The sequence below is a fragment of the Streptomyces sp. NPDC050636 genome, from assembly GCF_040654775.1.
Lineage (GTDB): Bacteria > Actinomycetota > Actinomycetes > Streptomycetales > Streptomycetaceae > Streptomyces.
Genome location: NZ_JBFAIP010000083.1, coordinates 14,086 through 28,851 on the forward strand (window position 1 = coordinate 14,086; position 14,766 = coordinate 28,851).

At 69.9% G+C, this 14,766-nt stretch carries 12 protein-coding genes and 1 pseudogene; 11 read left to right on the forward strand and 2 right to left on the reverse strand.

Going from position 1 to position 14,766, the window contains the following annotated elements:
• Nucleotides 1-2: 2 nt before the first annotated feature.
• From AB0I10_RS33110 to AB0I10_RS33150, 9 genes and pseudogenes are all read left to right on the forward strand, one after another.
• Entirely contained in the window at nt 3-1,262 is a 1,260-nt protein-coding gene (locus tag AB0I10_RS33110) for a sensor histidine kinase (protein WP_363156378.1), read from the forward strand.
• The gene (locus AB0I10_RS33115; protein WP_363156379.1) at nt 1,255-1,893 is read left to right on the forward strand and encodes a response regulator transcription factor; all 639 of its coding nucleotides are present in this window, start codon (nt 1,255-1,257) and stop codon (nt 1,891-1,893) included. The genes AB0I10_RS33110 and AB0I10_RS33115 overlap by 8 nt, the downstream gene beginning before the upstream one ends.
• 69 nt (nt 1,894-1,962) lie before the next feature.
• A complete protein-coding gene (locus AB0I10_RS33120; RefSeq protein ID WP_363156380.1) occupies nt 1,963-2,733 on the forward strand; it encodes a class I SAM-dependent methyltransferase in 771 nt (256 codons plus the stop codon).
• Nucleotides 2,734-3,518: 785 nt separating this feature from the next.
• Nucleotides 3,519-4,583, forward strand: a complete 1,065-nt coding sequence (gene sbnA, locus AB0I10_RS33125; RefSeq protein WP_363156381.1) for a 2,3-diaminopropionate biosynthesis protein SbnA — start codon at nt 3,519-3,521, stop codon at nt 4,581-4,583.
• Nucleotides 4,584-4,600: 17 nt separating this feature from the next.
• Nucleotides 4,601-5,608 carry a 2,3-diaminopropionate biosynthesis protein SbnB gene (sbnB, locus tag AB0I10_RS33130; RefSeq protein ID WP_363156382.1) on the forward strand — a complete coding sequence of 336 codons (1,008 nt, stop codon included), beginning with the start codon at nt 4,601-4,603 and terminating at the stop codon, nt 5,606-5,608.
• 2 nt (nt 5,609-5,610) lie between these two features.
• Nucleotides 5,611-7,497, forward strand: coding sequence for an FAD/NAD(P)-binding protein (locus AB0I10_RS33135; protein WP_363156383.1), 1,887 nt, complete (start codon nt 5,611-5,613; stop codon nt 7,495-7,497).
• Nucleotides 7,494-8,987 (forward strand): L-lactate permease, encoded by a 1,494-nt coding sequence (locus AB0I10_RS33140; protein ID WP_363156384.1) that lies wholly within the window; start codon nt 7,494-7,496, stop codon nt 8,985-8,987. Before AB0I10_RS33135 ends, AB0I10_RS33140 begins: the two co-directional genes overlap by 4 nt.
• 28 nt (nt 8,988-9,015) lie before the next feature.
• Nucleotides 9,016-9,960, forward strand: a pseudogene (locus tag AB0I10_RS33145) (hydroxyacid dehydrogenase); the annotation flags it as partial.
• 133 nt (nt 9,961-10,093) lie between these two features.
• Nucleotides 10,094-11,149: a transposase gene (locus tag AB0I10_RS33150; protein WP_363156385.1), complete on the forward strand. Its 1,056-nt coding sequence runs from the start codon at nt 10,094-10,096 to the stop codon at nt 11,147-11,149.
• A 60-nt stretch (nt 11,150-11,209) separates the two neighbouring features.
• On the opposite strand, the gene AB0I10_RS33155 is transcribed toward AB0I10_RS33150, so the two are convergent.
• Nucleotides 11,210-11,656 carry an Lrp/AsnC family transcriptional regulator gene (locus AB0I10_RS33155; RefSeq protein ID WP_363156386.1) on the reverse strand — a complete coding sequence of 149 codons (447 nt, stop codon included), beginning with the start codon at nt 11,654-11,656 and terminating at the stop codon, nt 11,210-11,212.
• A gap of 94 nt (nt 11,657-11,750) precedes the next feature.
• Between AB0I10_RS33155 and AB0I10_RS33160 the strand changes: the two genes are divergently transcribed.
• A complete protein-coding gene (locus AB0I10_RS33160) occupies nt 11,751-12,272 on the forward strand; it encodes a rhodanese-like domain-containing protein (protein WP_363156387.1) in 522 nt (173 codons plus the stop codon).
• Nucleotides 12,273-12,350: 78 nt separating this feature from the next.
• Nucleotides 12,351-13,289, forward strand: a complete 939-nt coding sequence (locus tag AB0I10_RS33165; RefSeq protein ID WP_363156388.1) for an SDR family oxidoreductase — start codon at nt 12,351-12,353, stop codon at nt 13,287-13,289.
• Here AB0I10_RS33165 and AB0I10_RS33170 read toward each other — a convergent pair.
• Complete coding sequence (locus tag AB0I10_RS33170) at nt 13,261-14,733, reverse strand: GNAT family N-acetyltransferase (protein WP_363156390.1); 1,473 nt, start codon at nt 14,731-14,733, stop codon at nt 13,261-13,263. The genes AB0I10_RS33165 and AB0I10_RS33170 overlap by 29 nt on opposite strands.
• Nucleotides 14,734-14,766 lie beyond the last annotated feature (33 nt).

Below are 14,766 nucleotides of genomic sequence, written 5' to 3' on the forward strand. Positions count from 1 at the left end.
CCATGACGACCGAGCGGGCCCGCGCACTCAGCACCGCCGAGAGGTGGGAGAGGTTCTTCCACTGGGGCCCGTACGGCCTGCTGGCCCTCAGCATCGTGATGTCCGCGGCCACCACGAGCATCTTCATGTCGGTCGTCGAAATCTACGTGGCTGGGGCGCTGCTCGTGGCCGCCGTCGCGCTGCAACTGTGGTGGGGTTGGACGCGGTCCCGGCAGCCGGAGCCGGCACCGGCGGCGCGCGCCTACTACGTCGTACGTACCGTGCTGGCCTTCGTCCTCACCTGGCTGAACCCGTTCTTCGCGATCTACGCGCTGATCGGCTACTTCGACGCGCAGAAGCTGCTGACCGGACGCTGGGTCAGGCCAGGGCTGTTCGCGACCGCCGTAACGATGGCGGGCTCGCAGTCCGGCGGACTGCCGCCGGTATCGGCGACGCAGTGGCTCGTCTTCGGCGCACTGTACGCAGTGAACACCGGGCTCGGTCTGATCTTCGGCCACCTCGGTGCGAAGGAGGCGGAAGAGGCGGCGGCCAAGGCCGCCACCATCGCCGAGCTGGAGCGCGCCAACGCCCGCTTGGAGCAGGCCCTCGCTGAGAACGCCGGCCTGCATGCCCAACTCCTCGTCCAGGCAAGGGAAGCCGGCGTGAACGACGAGCGGCGCAGGCTCGCCGCCGAGATCCACGACACCATCGCGCAAGGCCTCGCCGGGATCATCACCCAGCTCCAGGCGGTCACCGCCGCCGAGGACCCGGAGGCCGCCCGCGAACACCTCGCCCGCGCCCAGGCCCTGGCCCGCCAGAGCCTGGGCGAGGCCCGCCGCTCGGTGCACAACCTGAGCCCCGCCGAGCTGGCGCACGACGCGTTGCACGAGGCCATGAAGAAGACCGTCGCCGAATGGGGCGTACAGGAGGGCGTACGGGCCGAGTTCACCGTCACGGGCATGGTGGAACCGCTGCACGACGAGATCGAGGCGACCCTGCTGCGCATCGCACAGGAGGCCCTCACCAACGCCGCCCGGCACGCCCGCGCCACCCGCGTCGGCGTCACCCTGTCGTACATGGACGGCGAGGTCACCTTGGACGTACGCGACGACGGATGCGGCTTCGACCGGGCCGCCCTGCCGCCGCGCACCGTGTCCGGCGGCTTCGGCCTCGGCGGCCTGCGCGCCCGTACCGAACGTCTTGCGGGGACCGTCGACATCGAGTCCGAACCAGGGCAGGGCACGGCTGTGTCGGCTCGCGTACCCTTGGTGCGCCATGCCTGAACGGACGATCACCCTTCTCGTTGTCGACGACCATCCGGTCGTACGTGACGGACTGCGTGGGATGTTCGACGCGTCCCCCGAGTTCGATGTGCTCGGCGAGGCGTCCAACGGCGTCCAGGCCGTCGCCCTCACCGCCCGACTCGACCCGGACGTCGTCTTGATGGATCTGCGGATGCCGGGCGGCGGCGGAGTGGACGCCATCACCGAACTGACCCGCCGGGGTGCCCGCAGCAGGATCCTCGTCCTCACCACGTACGACACGGACTCGGACACGCTGCCTGCGATCGAAGCGGGCGCGACCGGCTATCTGCTCAAGGACGCTCCGCGCGACGAGCTCTTCACGGCGGTCCGCGCGGCCGCCGAAGGACGCACGGTCCTCTCCCCGGCTGTCGCATCGCGCCTGGTCTCCCGGGTCCGTACACCGCTGACCACCGAGACACCGCTCAGCGCCCGTGAGCGCGAGGTCCTCGCCCTCGTCGCCAAAGGCACCACGAACCGTGAGATCGCCCGTCTGCTCTTCATCAGTGAGGCAACGGTCAAGACCCATCTCACCCACCTGTATGCGAAGTTGGGCGTCAACGACCGCGCGGCCGCCGTCGCAGCAGGTTACGACCGCGGCATACTCGGCTGACCCCTCACCGGCTCGGTGCGGCACCAAAATCTGTCGACATCGCTGCTCGCTCCGGGAATCGTGGACGGTATGCGACAGGACGAGATCTGGGACGTGGAAGCCGCCCAGAGCTATGACACGCCCGGCACCGGCATGTTCGCGCCAGAGGTTCTGGAACCGACTGTGGACCGTCTCGCCGAACTCGCAGATGGCGGACGCGCGCTTGAGTTCGCCATCGGAACCGGGCGCGTGGCTGTCCCGCTCACGCAGCGAGGAGTGCCGGTCACCGGCATCGAGATGTCGCAGCCGATGATCGACCTACTGCGCACCAAGGCGGATGACGCGACGATCCCGGTCGTCGTCGGCGACATGGCGACTGCCGGCGCCCCCGGCACGTTCCAGCTCGTCTACCTCGTCTACAACACGATCTCCAACCTGCTCACCCAGGCCGAGCAGGTCGCGTGCTTCCGCAACGCTGCTCGCCACCTCGCAGCGGGGGGACGGTTCGCCATCGAGCTATGGGTTCCCGAGGTGCGGAAACTTCCACCCGGTCAGCAGGCCGTGGTCTGGCAATCCGAGGCCGACTACATCGGCCTGGACACCTACGACGTCCTGCGCCAACAAGTCGTCTCCCATCACTTCTGGTTCGACGACGGAAGACAGGCACGGGTGTTTCGCAGCCCGCACCGCTACATCTGGCCGGCCGAGCTCGATCTCATGGCCCAGTTGGCCGGATTTGAGCTCGAGTCCAGGCAAGCCGACTGGCATGGAACCGAATTCACCGCCGAGTCGCGCTCGCACGTGTCCGTCTACCGACTCCCTCACTGCGGATCATCCGCAGGGGCGGCGGGTCGGTGGTGACCTGGCGGCGGGCGCAGACGGTGCTTGGAGCAGGGCCGCATGATCCGCCGCTACCTCAAGTCGCTCCAGTCGAGTGCCTGGGACGCCTCGCGTTGCGTGTGCTCTGCGGCTCGGCGGGCTTCCGCGAGTACGTCGCCGTGCTTTGCGACGAGGTCTTCGTAAATCGGGGTGTCTCTGCGTGTGTCGGTGATGGTCATGTCAGATGGTCCGGTCCCCGTGTCAATCCGTAGCTGTCGCTGGTGAGTTGTCAGCGCGTACCAGCCCGAGCCGTGAGAAGTCTCGGCTGTCCCTTCCCTTTCGGCAGGGCTGTTCGCGCCCCTCCGGGGGGAGGGCCGACACAGACTACCGGGCCGGTCTGCCCCGGACCGTTGCGGGTCCTTGCGCGTGTGCCGTTGGAACACGCTTTGCGTGCAGGAGTCTCTCCACTTACGTACAGGAGTCTCTCCACCCCGTGCGCCGCTTCACCCGGTACGACGCGAACACCGTGGCACGTGGGCGGTTGGACGTAAAGGTCATCTCAGAGTCCGAGAACGTTGAATGTTGAAAGGGGTAGCCTTTGTCGGGCCCCTCGCATTGGCCTGTCGGCGCCTGCGGGCTAGATGGCCTGCACTGTCCGGATATCGGTATTTCTAGTACGGAGTCCGGATGCCGGACTGTCTGGCGCGGAGGGATGTCGTCGCGCCGGCCCGGAGGGCAACAGGCAGGCGCATCGGGGTGGATGGCGGCCCTCCAGAACCTGACCAAGTGTGCCCAAGTGCGTTGATCGTTTGTCGTAGGTACGTGCAATGGTCCTGCTGCAAGTCGTTCACAGGGGGACGGGTTCGACCACATGGCAATCTGAGACCCACCCCCCAAACTCCGGGGGAATTACTTCGATGCTTTACAGGCACAGCCATGACCTGATTCTGGACGATGTCTTTCTGGACCTGGATGGTTTCATCCCGGGCGTCAATCTCGTCCTCAAGCTGGAGGGGTTGAACCCGGCCGGCTCCATCAAGGCCAAAGCGGCGGTCGGGCTGATCGAGGACGCCGAGGACCGTGGACTGCTCCGGCCCGGTGGGCATGTGATCGAGTCCTCTTCCGGCAATCTGGGCATTGCCCTGGCGTCGGTGTGTGCAGCACGTGGCTACCGCTTCACCTGCGTGACCGATCCGAACACCTCACAGCAGAGTGCTGCGTTGATGAAGGCTTTCGGTGCGGACGTGACCATGGTCTCCGAGCGCGATGCCAATGGCGGATTCCTGCAGACGCGAATCGATCACATCCGCGACCGGTTGACGGAAGACCCGTCGCTGGTGTGGACGAACCAGTACGCCAACCCGGCCAATCCGCGCGCTCATTACGGCCGCACGGCGGCCTCGATCGTCAAGCAGGGTCTGGACGTCGACTATCTGTTCGTCGGCGCCGGTACCACGGGCACGCTGATGGGCTGCATCGACTACTTCCGTGAACACTCCCCGCAGACACGGATCATCGCTGTCGACACCGTCGGGTCCGTCACCTTCGGGCACCCCTCCGGCAAGCGGTACATCCCCGGTCTGGGGACCAGCCGCCGGCCGGAGATCTGCCGGCCAGAGAGTCCCGATGAGGTGCTGCTGGTTCCTGAGACCGACGCCATCGCCATGTGCCGGCGCCTGGCCACCCGGCGTGGTATCGCGCTGGGCGGGTCGACCGGGTCCGTGCTGGCGGCCGTCGCCGGCAAGGGAGCCGACCTTCCGGCAGGGGCGCGCGTAGTGGCGATCGCCCCCGATACCGGCGAACGGTATCTCAACACCATCTATGACGACGTGTGGGTCTGGACGCACTTCCCCGACCACCCCAAGGACATCAGCGGCCACCTGGCCGCCTGAGCGCAAGGAGAAGAGACATGTTCGAATTCAGTGTCATCGGGGGCAAGACGGCCCGCGACATCATCGGGCGCACTCGCCAGCAGATCGTGGCCGAAGTCCACGACACCTACCTCACCCATCAGGCCGGTCACTCGGTCAACCCCAACAGCTACTTCCTGCGGTTCCCCGAAAAGCCCGACTCGCGCATCATCGCGCTGCCCGCCTACCTCGGAGGTAATCACGACGTAGCGGGGATCAAGTGGATTTCCAGTTTCCCCGCCAACATCAAGTCCGGCATTCCGCGTGCTTCGGCGGCGCTGTTGCTCAACGACTACGCCACCGGCTACCCGTTCGCCTGCCTGGAGGCGTCCCAGATATCCGCGGCGCGTACCGCGGCCTCCGCGGTGCTGGGAGCCGAACAGCTCAGTGGCGGGCGCACCGCCCGGCGGATGACGATCGTCGGCGCGGGCATCATCGCCCGGAACATCCTGGAGTTCTTCTCCGCCCAGAAGTGGACCATCGATGAACTGGTCGTCCACGACCAGATGCCCGAGTACGGGGAGAAGTTCACCGGTTATGCAGCCGGCGAGCTTGGCTACACCGCCCGTTTCGAGGCTGACCTGGCCACGGCCCTCGCCGGTGCTGATGTGGTGGTGCTGGCCACCACAGCGGGTGAGCCCTACATCCTCGACGCGGCGACGTTCGGCCCGGGGCAGGTGGTGCTGAACGTGTCGCTGCGCGACATCGGACCCGAGATCATCGCGGGCGCGCAGAACATCCTCGACGACGTCGGCCACTGCATGACGGCGAACACCTCCCCGCACCTGGCGGAACAGAAGTACGGGCACCGTGACTTCATCGACGGCACCCTCGCCGAGGTCATCCGCGGCGCGATCGAGGTGAGTTCCGACAAGCCGGTGATCTTCTCCCCGTTCGGTCTGGGCGTCCTCGACCTCGCCGTGGGTATGCACGTCTACCGCACCGCCCAGGAATCCGGCGAAGCGGTCGCCATCGAAGACTTCTTCGGCGAAAAGACCCGGTGGTAGCCATGAGCGACGTTTCCCAACAGCCGTCCTCCGCGTGCATCATCGGCCTGGGCTCCAGGGGCCTGGGCATACTGGAACGCATCATCACCCTCACCTCCCAAAGGGCCTGGGCAGGACGCGCATTCACGCTCGACATCGTCGACCCCGCATGCGACGGACGCGGCATCCACCTCACCACCCAGCCGGACTACCTCCTGCTGAACACCATCTGCTGCCAGGTCTCCCCCTTCCCCGAAGAAGCCTCCGTCGGCGCCACGGCGGCCGGGCAGGGGCCCACCTTGCACGAATGGGTACGCGAACGGGGCCTGCGCATCGCTGCCGACGGATACACCCTCGGCAGCGACGGACGGGAGATACGCCCGGACGACTACCTGCCACGCCGCATCCTCGGCGACTACCTGAACTGGTACCTGCAGCACATCCTCGACCGCGCACCCGAGCATCTGGCCATCCGTTTCCACCGGGCCGAGGCGATCGAACTCGCCGCGGCCGGCGACGGCGCCCGGTCGCTGACCCTGACGGGCGGCGCCGTCCTGACGACCCGGCACGTGTTCCTGACCACCGGACACACGCCCTCGCCGGCCGGCGACGCCCGCCGGCCCGGGGAGTACCGCCGGGTGCGTCACGTCTACCCGCCCCAGGAGAGGTTCGCCCCCATCGCGGCCGGGCAGAGCGTGGCGCTCGCGGGGACCGGCCTGTCGTGCATGGACGCGCTGGCGGCCCTGACCCTGGGCCGTGGCGGCTCCTACACCGTCGCCGCGGACGGCAGCCGCGTCTACCGGCCCAGCGGGCGCGAGCCCCGTATCGTGCTGTTCTCCCGCTCCGGCTTGCCCTTCCGGGCCCGCCCGGGTGCCTGTCACGAGGCCCCCGCCTACCAGTCGCTGGTACTGACACCGGCCGGTATCGACCAGGCCCGCAGCGCGGCGCAGGGCGGTGCTCTGGATCTGCATGCCGATCTGCTGCCGTTGGTGTGCACCGAGATGCGCATCGCCTTCCACCGCCGCGCCGCCGGTCTCCTCGGCGGCCACGAAGCCGAACAGACCGTCATCAAGGTGCTCGGCGAGGCGCACTCCACCGGCACGATCGAGACGGAACTGGCCCGGCTCGACAGCGAACACGCCCCGCAATACGGCGAGTTCGACCCCCGGCAGATCCTCTTCCCCGAGCCCGGCGGTCTCCAGGACCGCCACTCCTACCAGGACTGGTACGCGAACCAACTGGCCAGCGATCTGCGCGAGGCTGCCCGAGGCCTTGCGGGCAGTCCGCTCAAGGCGGCCCTTGAGGTGTTGCGCAGCCAGCGGGACGCGCTTCGTCACGCCGTCGACTTCCACGGCCTGGAGGAGTCGTCCCACCAGGAGTTCTACGAATCCTTCAACGGTGTGCTGAACCGGTCGGTGACCGGTCCGCAGCTGGAGCGGCACCAAGAACTCCTCGCCCTGCTGCGCGCCGGGATCGTCTCGGTCCCGCTCGGCCCGCAGCCGACGCTGGAATGGAACCAGGAGGCCGAGATGTGGGAGCTGTCCTCCACGCAGCTGGGCCGGCCGCACACGGATGCCGCCGACTGGCTCGTTCACGCCAGCTCCCCGCAGCCCGACATCCAGGACACCACGAGCGACCTGCTGCTGGACCTGGCGGGCACCGGCCGCATCCGCCGCCACCGCACCGCCGGTTCCGGCCGCGGCGTGGACATCACCCCCGAGCAGCACCCGATCGGCACGGATGGCGCGGTGGACGAACAGGTCTGGATCCTGGGCTCGTTGACGGAGGGCGCCACGTTCTACAACCACTATGTCCCTTCACCGGGCGGCTCCTCGCGGGCGCTTGTGGACGCGCACCGGTGTGTGGCAGCGATGCTCGAAGCTGCTGCGGCTGCTGGGGTGGGCCGATGAACGCCGCGCTGGCCGCCGTGCCCATCCTGGTGACCCTTGGTCTGCTCGCCGCTCGCGTGAAAGCTCTCTACGCGGGTAGCGCAGCTCTCGTCGCCGCAGCCGTTGTCGCTTTCCTCGCCTTCCCCACCGCGCCGGCGGTGCTGGGCCATGCGGGGGCGCACATGCTCCCCACCATGGCCGAACTCGCGGCGATCCTCTTCGGCGGGATCCTCCTGTCGGAACTCATGGCTCGTACCGGCGCGCAGCAGCGGCTGGGTGAGTGGATCTCGGGAGCCTGCGGCACACCGACCCGCGCCCTGCTGCTGATCATGTTGGGTGTGACGCCGTTCGCCGAATCACTGACCGGCTTCGGTATCGGCGTCGTCGTCGCGATCCCACTGCTGCGACAGCTGGGCCTGGCCCCGGTGAAGGCCGCCATCGTCGGCCTGCTGGGCCTGGTCACCGTCCCCTGGGGCTCGCTTGCGCCCGGCAGTCTGGTGGCGGCCCAGCTCGGCGGCGTGGACTTCCAACACCTGGGCGTCGTCTCGGCGCTGCTGTCGGCGCCGGTGTTCGCGATCTGTGCCACCGGTGCCCTGACCGTCACCTTCGGCCTGCGCCGCGCTCTGGCCGACCTGCTGCTGGCGGTCGGAACCCTGTGGGTGACGGTCTGGGCGGTCAACGTCTTCATCGGCCCCCCACTGGCGGGAGTCCTCGGTGCGCTGGCCGTCATCATGGTGTTGCTGGTGACCGCCCGCCTTCGCGAGCCGGCCAGTGCCGCCGACCGCGCAAAGGCGCAGTCGGCCGGGCGCGCTCTTGCCCCGTACGGCTTCCTGGTGGCCGGACTGCTAGTGAGCCGGGCCGCGTTGGACGCCGTCGGAATCGAGGAGGGCTGGTGGGCAGTTCTCGCAGGCCCCGGCGGCTGGCTGCTGGTGACCTGCGCCCTGACCCCCTGGCTGCTGGGCGAAGAGACAACCGTGCTGGCCCCGGCGCTGCGGGCCACCGTGGCCCGCTGGTGGCAGGTGGCCCTGACCACCGCGGTATTCGTGGCACTGGGCACGTTGCTGACCGCCACCGGTATGAGCGACGCCCTGGCCCACGCTGCTGCCGCCCTGGGCCCTGCCTACCTGTTGCTCGCCCCCTGGATCGGGGCGGCCGGCGGATTCCTCGCCGGATCCAACACCGGTGCCAACGCCATGTTCGCCGCCTCCCAGGCCGGAACGGCCCACGCCCTCGGGTATCCGGCGGTGCAGCTGGTCGGCGTGCAGAACGTGTCCGCCGCTCTGGCGTCGGGTGCCGCCGTCGCCCGGATCGTCCTGGCCGCCCAGCTCGCCCAGGACGCTCCCGGCCCCACACCCCAGCAGCCACCAGAAGCCGCGTCCGGCGGTGGCGGGGTGGCTCTGCAGGAGAAGACCGAGCAGAAGGCCGACACCGGAGCGATCATGCGCACCGTCCTGGGCGTCCACAGCCTCGTGTTCCTCGTACTCGGCTGCATCGGCCTGCTCTGGCGCTGAACCGCGCACCACATCGTAAGGAACCGCCGTGAGTACCAAACCTGTCGTGCTTGTTGCCGACACCCTTTCCTCCGCCGCCCTCGATGCCCTCGGACACGAGGTGGAGGTCCACCACTGCGACGGGACGGACCGGCCGGCGCTGCTGGCCGCCGCCGCCCAGGCGGATGCGCTGCTCATCCGCAGCGCCACCACCGTGGACGCCGAAGTGATCCGCGCCGCCCCGCACTTGAAGATCATCGGTCGGGCGGGAGTGGGCATGGACAACGTCGACGTCCACGAGGCCACCCGCCAAGGCGTGCTGGTGGTCAACGCCCCCACCGCCAACATCGTCTCCGCCGCGGAGATGACCTGCGCTCTGATCCTGGCCACCGCCCGCAACATCCTCCCCGCCGCAACCGCCCTGAAGCAGGGTTCGTGGCAACGCGCCCGCCACACCGGCACCGAACTGTCGGGCAAGACACTCGGGGTGGTGGGGCTGGGCCGGATCGGCACACTCGTGGCCGAACGGATGGCCGCCTTCGGGATGGACATCGTCGCCCACGATCCGTACCTCGCCGACGAGCCTGCGGGGCAGCCGGGCATCAAACTGCTGTCCCTGGACGAGCTGTTGCACCGAGCCGACATCATCACCGTTCACCTGCCCAAGACGCCGGCCACCGTCGGGCTGATCGGGCGGGCCGAGCTGGCCAAGGCCAAACGGACCGCTCTCGTGGTCAACGTGGCCCGCGGCGGCATCGTCGACGAGCAGGCGCTGCACGCCGCGCTCGCCGCCGGCGAAGTGGCCGGAGCCGCCCTCGATGTCTTCGCCGCCGAGCCGTGCACAGACTCGCCGTTGTTCGCCATGGACAACGTGACCGCCACCCCGCATCTGGGCGCGAGCACAGCCGAGGCACAGGACAGGGCCGGGGTGAGCGTCGCCCAGGTGGTGCTGCGGGCCCTGTCCGGCCGGGATGTGCCCGAGGCCGTGAACGTCCTTTCCGCAGCCGATGGCGTCGCGGAGTGACGTGATGGATATCCTGCCGGGTTCGGCTCATGGGGCCCGAACCCGGCAGGGCAGGAAGGCAGGGGGAGCAATGGACCAGGTGTGTGACAGGGTGCTGGCCTCGATGCCACGCAGTGACCAGCGTCGGCGAGCCAAGATCTACATCCGGGGCCTGCTGACCGCCCCAGGCCGAAAGACCATCAGCAACATCGCCTCCCTGCCCGGCGGCAGTGAGGCGCTACGGCAGTCCCTGACTCATCTGGTCAGCGGATCCACCTGGGCCTGGCAGCCCGTCCGCCAGGCCCTCGCCCTGCACGTGAGTCAGGCCGCCGCCCCCAGAGCCTGGGTGGCTCAGCCACTGTCCATCCCCAAGAACGGGGAACACAGCGCGGGCGTGGATCCCTCGCCGGGCACTCAGCAGGTACTCGGCATCTGGCTCGCCGGCGGGATCGCCAGCTACCCGGTCAGCTGGCGCCTGTTTCTCTCCAGCGCCTGGCTGGAAGACAACGCCCGCAAGCGCGCGCACATCGCCGACTGGGTGAAACCCCAAACCCGGACAGGGCTGCTCTTCGACGCCCTCGACGAAATGACCGGCACATGGAACGTGCCGCTCAGGCCCGTCATCATCGACAGCCCAGCTCTCACGGAACAGCCACTGGTCGAAGGCCTCACCCGACGCAGACTGCCCTTCCTCATCCGCATCAGCGCCGCAACGCCCCTTACCTCGGCCGATCCCCGAACCGGTCTGGGCAGCGGTCCGGCGCCTGCCCGCAAGCTGGCTGAAGGCCTCAAGAGGCTGTGCCGGCCCACCGCTTGGCTGTCACCCGCCGACACCGTCGCCCGCTCCACCTTCACCATGATCACGCCCGTGACCAGCCCCCACGCACCCGGAACGCCGCTGGTGCTGGTCGCCGAGTGGAACAGACTCTCCCAGGAGCCCAGCGGCCTGTGGCTGTCCAGCCTCACCGGCGCAGGCCCGTCCCAGCTGCTAGGGCTCAGCCGGTGTCCCGAGCAGACCACCCAGGATTTCGCAGATGTCAGCAGCGACACGGGAATCACCGACTATGAAGGCCGATCCTTCACCGGCTGGCACCGGCACACCACCCTGGCCTCCATCGCCCACACCATCGAGATGCACTCCAGGGAAGAGCCCCCGAGATCCGGCCGCCGCGCGGCGTGACCACTCCGAGCGAGGGGCCGGCCGGTCGCTTCGCGGCGCCGGTCGGGGTCCGTGGCCCGGTCAGCGGCTGACCGGGCGGTGGGGGAGCGGCGAGGAGTAGACGACGCTGGTCGTCACCGCGCCGAGGGACCCGATCCGCCCCGACACCTCCTCCAGATGTCTCATCGATCGGGCGGCGACCTTGATGATGAAGCAGTCGTCGCCCGTGACGTGGTGCGCCTCCAGGATCTCCGGGGTGGTCTCCAGCAGATCGTGGAACGGCTTGTAGTTGCCGTTCGGGTAGCGCAGCCGCACAAAGGCCAGGACCGGCAAGCCGATCCGCTCCGGTTCGATCACTGCCGCGTAGCCCGATATCACCCCGGCCTCTTCCAGGCGCCGCACGCGTTCGGTGACGGCACTCGCGGACATGTTCACGGCGCGTGCCAACTCGGCGTAGCCCGCGCGGCCGTTGCGTTGCAGGACATCGAGGATGCGCCAGTCGGTGGCGTCAGGGGAATAACCGGTCATCTCCGCTGTCTAGCAGTGGAATCACCGGCAGATCAAGGGTTCTGCCGGTGATCGTCACTTCTCGGGCCGTACGGCGAACCGTAGATTATCGGCCATGATCACGCAGACGCCGCGGCACACCGCCGCCAGCAGCCGCTCCGCCGGCCCCGTCAGTCCCACCAGCCCTGTCCTCGCCGTCGCGCCGGCCGCCCCCGCAGACGCCGCCGCGTACTTCGCCGCGCGCCTCGCCTTCCATACCGATGTCGCCGACGTACACAGCGCGCTCGCGGCGGGGGCAACCGACTTCGTCGTCGTGGACTCGCGCAGCACCGAGGCATGGGACCAGGGCCATGTGCCCGGCGCCGTCCATTTGCCCACCGCCCGCATCCCGCAGGACGCGGGGGAGCTGCTGGACCCGGCGGTCCCGGTCGTCGTGTACTGCTGGGGCCCCGGCTGTGACGGCGCCACCCGCGCCGCCCTCGCGCTGGCCCGGCTCGGCTACCACGTCAAGGAGATGCTCGGCGGCATCGAGTACTGGATCCGGGAGGGCTACGAGGTGGCGACCTGGCAGGGCACGGAGCGGCGTCCGGCCGACCCGCTGACGGCGCCCCTGGAGGGCGACGACTGCGGGTGCTGACAGGTCCCGGGCGGCCGTCGGGGGCCGCCCGGGAAACCGGGATGACGGAACGGGCGACGTGCACCAGGGTGGGGCGCCATGAACCACAACAGCCGGCAGGCCCGCGCCACCCAGCAGGCCCGCGACGCCCGACAAGCTCGCGACAGTCAGCAGGCCTGCGACAGTCATCAGGCCCTCAGCAGTCACGACACGACCACGTCCGCCCCCGCCCCGCGCCGCGACCCGCTGCCCCTCCTCGGCCGTACCGCCCTGGTCACCGGGGCCAGCCGGCGCCGCGGCATCGGGTACGCCGTCGCCCGCAGGCTGGCCGCGTACGGCGCGGGCGTCTACCTCCACCACCATGTGCCGCATGACGCGCGGCAGCCCTGGGGCGCGGACCCGGGCGGTCCGGAGGCGGTCGCCGACGGAGTACGTGAACTCGCCGCCCCGGGCGCGGTGGTGGCGCACGGACCGGCCGACCTGGCCGAGCCCGACGCACCCGCCCGCCTCGTCGAGACGGCCGCCGAGGCGCTCGGCGGCCGCCTGGACATCGTGGTCGCCAACCACGCGCTCAGCGGCAGCGACGGCACCCTCGGCACCATCGACGCGGCGATGCTCGACGCGCACTGGGCGGTCGACGCCCGCTCGGTGATCCTCCTCGTGCAGGCGTATGCACGCCGCCGCGCCGAGGGACTCACCGGCGGCCGGATCGTCATGCTGACCTCCGGTCAGGATCTGGGCGGCGGTATGCCGGACGAGGTCGCCTACGGCCTCGCCAAAGGCGCGCTGGCCTCGGCGACCCGCTCCCTCGCCACCACCCTCGCCGACCTCGGGGTGACCGTGAACACCGTCAACCTCGGCCCTGTGGACACCGGTTACGCGGTCGGTGAGCTGCGCGAGACCGTCGCCGGACGCTTCCCCGGCGGCCGGTGGGCCGAGCCGGACGACCCGGCCCGCCTGATCGCCTGGCTCACGACCGACGAGGCCGGCTGGATCACCGGTGAGGTCATCAACTCCGAGGGCGGCTTCCGGCGTTGACGCGGAACGGAGCGTCCCGCGTCGTGCCGTCGACCTCGTAGGCCAGCAGGCCGTCGCGTTGCCCGGCGAACCGGAAGCCGGCCCGTTCGAGGACCCGCTGCGACGGTACGTTCTCCGGCTCGGCCAGTGCGCACACCGTCCCCACCTCGGGGCGGTCCGCGGCCCAGCCGGCCAGCAGCCGGGCCGCGTCGGTCGCCCACCCGGCGCCGCGTGCGGAGGGGGAGAGGTCATAGCCGATCTCCACCCAGCCCGCGTCGTCCGGCGGGCTGTGGAAGCCGATGCTGCCGAGTGCCGTGCCGGTCGTGGCGTCGGTGAGGACAAAGACGCCCCAGCCGGGGCGGTAGAGGCCGGCCACGGCCGCCCGTACGGCGATCCTGGCGCCGTCGGACGTGGACTCCGGCGGTGCGCCGTCGATCCAGTCGAAGCCCGCGGTCTCGCCGTCCGCGACCCGCGCCGCCACGGTCGGCAACAGGGCCCGCAGGGCCACCCGTCCGGCTGAGAGTGTCAGCGGGAAGCCGGCGCCCGCGGTGACCAGCGCCTCGAACAGCGGCCCGCTGTCGGCCCCTTCGGGCAGCCCGCTGACCTGGCCGTCGCCGACCTCCACCACCCGCCAGACGCCGTCCACGCGCCGGGCCAGGTCCGTGGTGACGAAGCGGAGCCCCAACTGACGTACGGCAGGCGCCACTTGGGTGAGAACCGGGGTGGGGCGCTGCTGCGGGGTATCGGGATGGGCGCCGATCAGCACCGGCTCCCCGTCCACCCACCACACCCGGGCCTCGCCCGCCGCATCGAACGATTCGAAGGCGCGCAGCACCACGCCCCCGGTCAGGAACTCCTCCTGGAGGGTGATGAACCGTCCGACCACGGACGTCAGCCGCGCGGTGTCGCCCGCGTCCGGCACGTACGCGGCCTCTGCCCACTCGTGTTTGCGGGACTTCACCCAGTCCTTGACGACGAGAGGGGCGCCGCCGAACGGCTGGGCAAGCCGCGCGAGAGCTGCGGCCTCCGGAGCACGGCCCGGCGCGCAGGGCAGCCAGGCGCTCTTCGGGGTGAGTGCGCTGAACGTGTCGTACCAGCCGGGGAGTTCATGGGCGGTGCGGTAGGCGGCGGGGGTTGTGAGCAGGCGGCAGCCGTGGGCCTTGAGGGTGGCGGCCAGCTCGGCGTAGCGGGGCGCGGGCAGCATCCAGCCGCGGTACCAGACCGGTCCGGCATCGCGTGGCACCCGGGCCACCGCCCGTTCGGCGTCCCCGGAGAGCAGCGCCTCGTGGTCGATCACCGCGGTCGTTGCGCCGGCCGCCCGTGCCGCCGCGGCCTCCGCCGCGAAATGCGGGTCCGTACGCCGGGGGCGGAGGGGGTCGCCGGAGAGCAGGAAGAGCGGCCGGTGCGCAGCGCTCCCGGCGGAGCCGGCGGTGTTGTCGGTGCTGGCGGTCTCGTCGACGGGCATGCCATCGGACCTTACGGACGGCGGCGGCCGGCC

What these genes read in the sequence shown, in the direction of transcription:
- AB0I10_RS33110 (WP_363156378.1), top strand. Translation starts at nt 3, where the DNA reads ATGACGACCGAGCGGGCCCGCGCACTCAGCACCGCCGAGAGGTGGGAG.
- AB0I10_RS33115 (WP_363156379.1), top strand. Translation starts at nt 1,255, where the DNA reads ATGCCTGAACGGACGATCACCCTTCTCGTTGTCGACGACCATCCGGTC.
- AB0I10_RS33120 (WP_363156380.1), top strand. Translation starts at nt 1,963, where the DNA reads ATGCGACAGGACGAGATCTGGGACGTGGAAGCCGCCCAGAGCTATGAC.
- sbnA (WP_363156381.1), top strand. Translation starts at nt 3,519, where the DNA reads ATGGTCCTGCTGCAAGTCGTTCACAGGGGGACGGGTTCGACCACATGG.
- sbnB (WP_363156382.1), top strand. Translation starts at nt 4,601, where the DNA reads ATGTTCGAATTCAGTGTCATCGGGGGCAAGACGGCCCGCGACATCATC.
- AB0I10_RS33135 (WP_363156383.1), top strand. Translation starts at nt 5,611, where the DNA reads ATGAGCGACGTTTCCCAACAGCCGTCCTCCGCGTGCATCATCGGCCTG.
- AB0I10_RS33140 (WP_363156384.1), top strand. Translation starts at nt 7,494, where the DNA reads ATGAACGCCGCGCTGGCCGCCGTGCCCATCCTGGTGACCCTTGGTCTG.
- AB0I10_RS33150 (WP_363156385.1), top strand. Translation starts at nt 10,094, where the DNA reads ATGCCACGCAGTGACCAGCGTCGGCGAGCCAAGATCTACATCCGGGGC.
- AB0I10_RS33155 (WP_363156386.1), bottom strand. Translation starts at nt 11,656, where the DNA reads ATGACCGGTTATTCCCCTGACGCCACCGACTGGCGCATCCTCGATGTC.
- AB0I10_RS33160 (WP_363156387.1), top strand. Translation starts at nt 11,751, where the DNA reads ATGATCACGCAGACGCCGCGGCACACCGCCGCCAGCAGCCGCTCCGCC.
- AB0I10_RS33165 (WP_363156388.1), top strand. Translation starts at nt 12,351, where the DNA reads ATGAACCACAACAGCCGGCAGGCCCGCGCCACCCAGCAGGCCCGCGAC.
- AB0I10_RS33170 (WP_363156390.1), bottom strand. Translation starts at nt 14,733, where the DNA reads ATGCCCGTCGACGAGACCGCCAGCACCGACAACACCGCCGGCTCCGCC.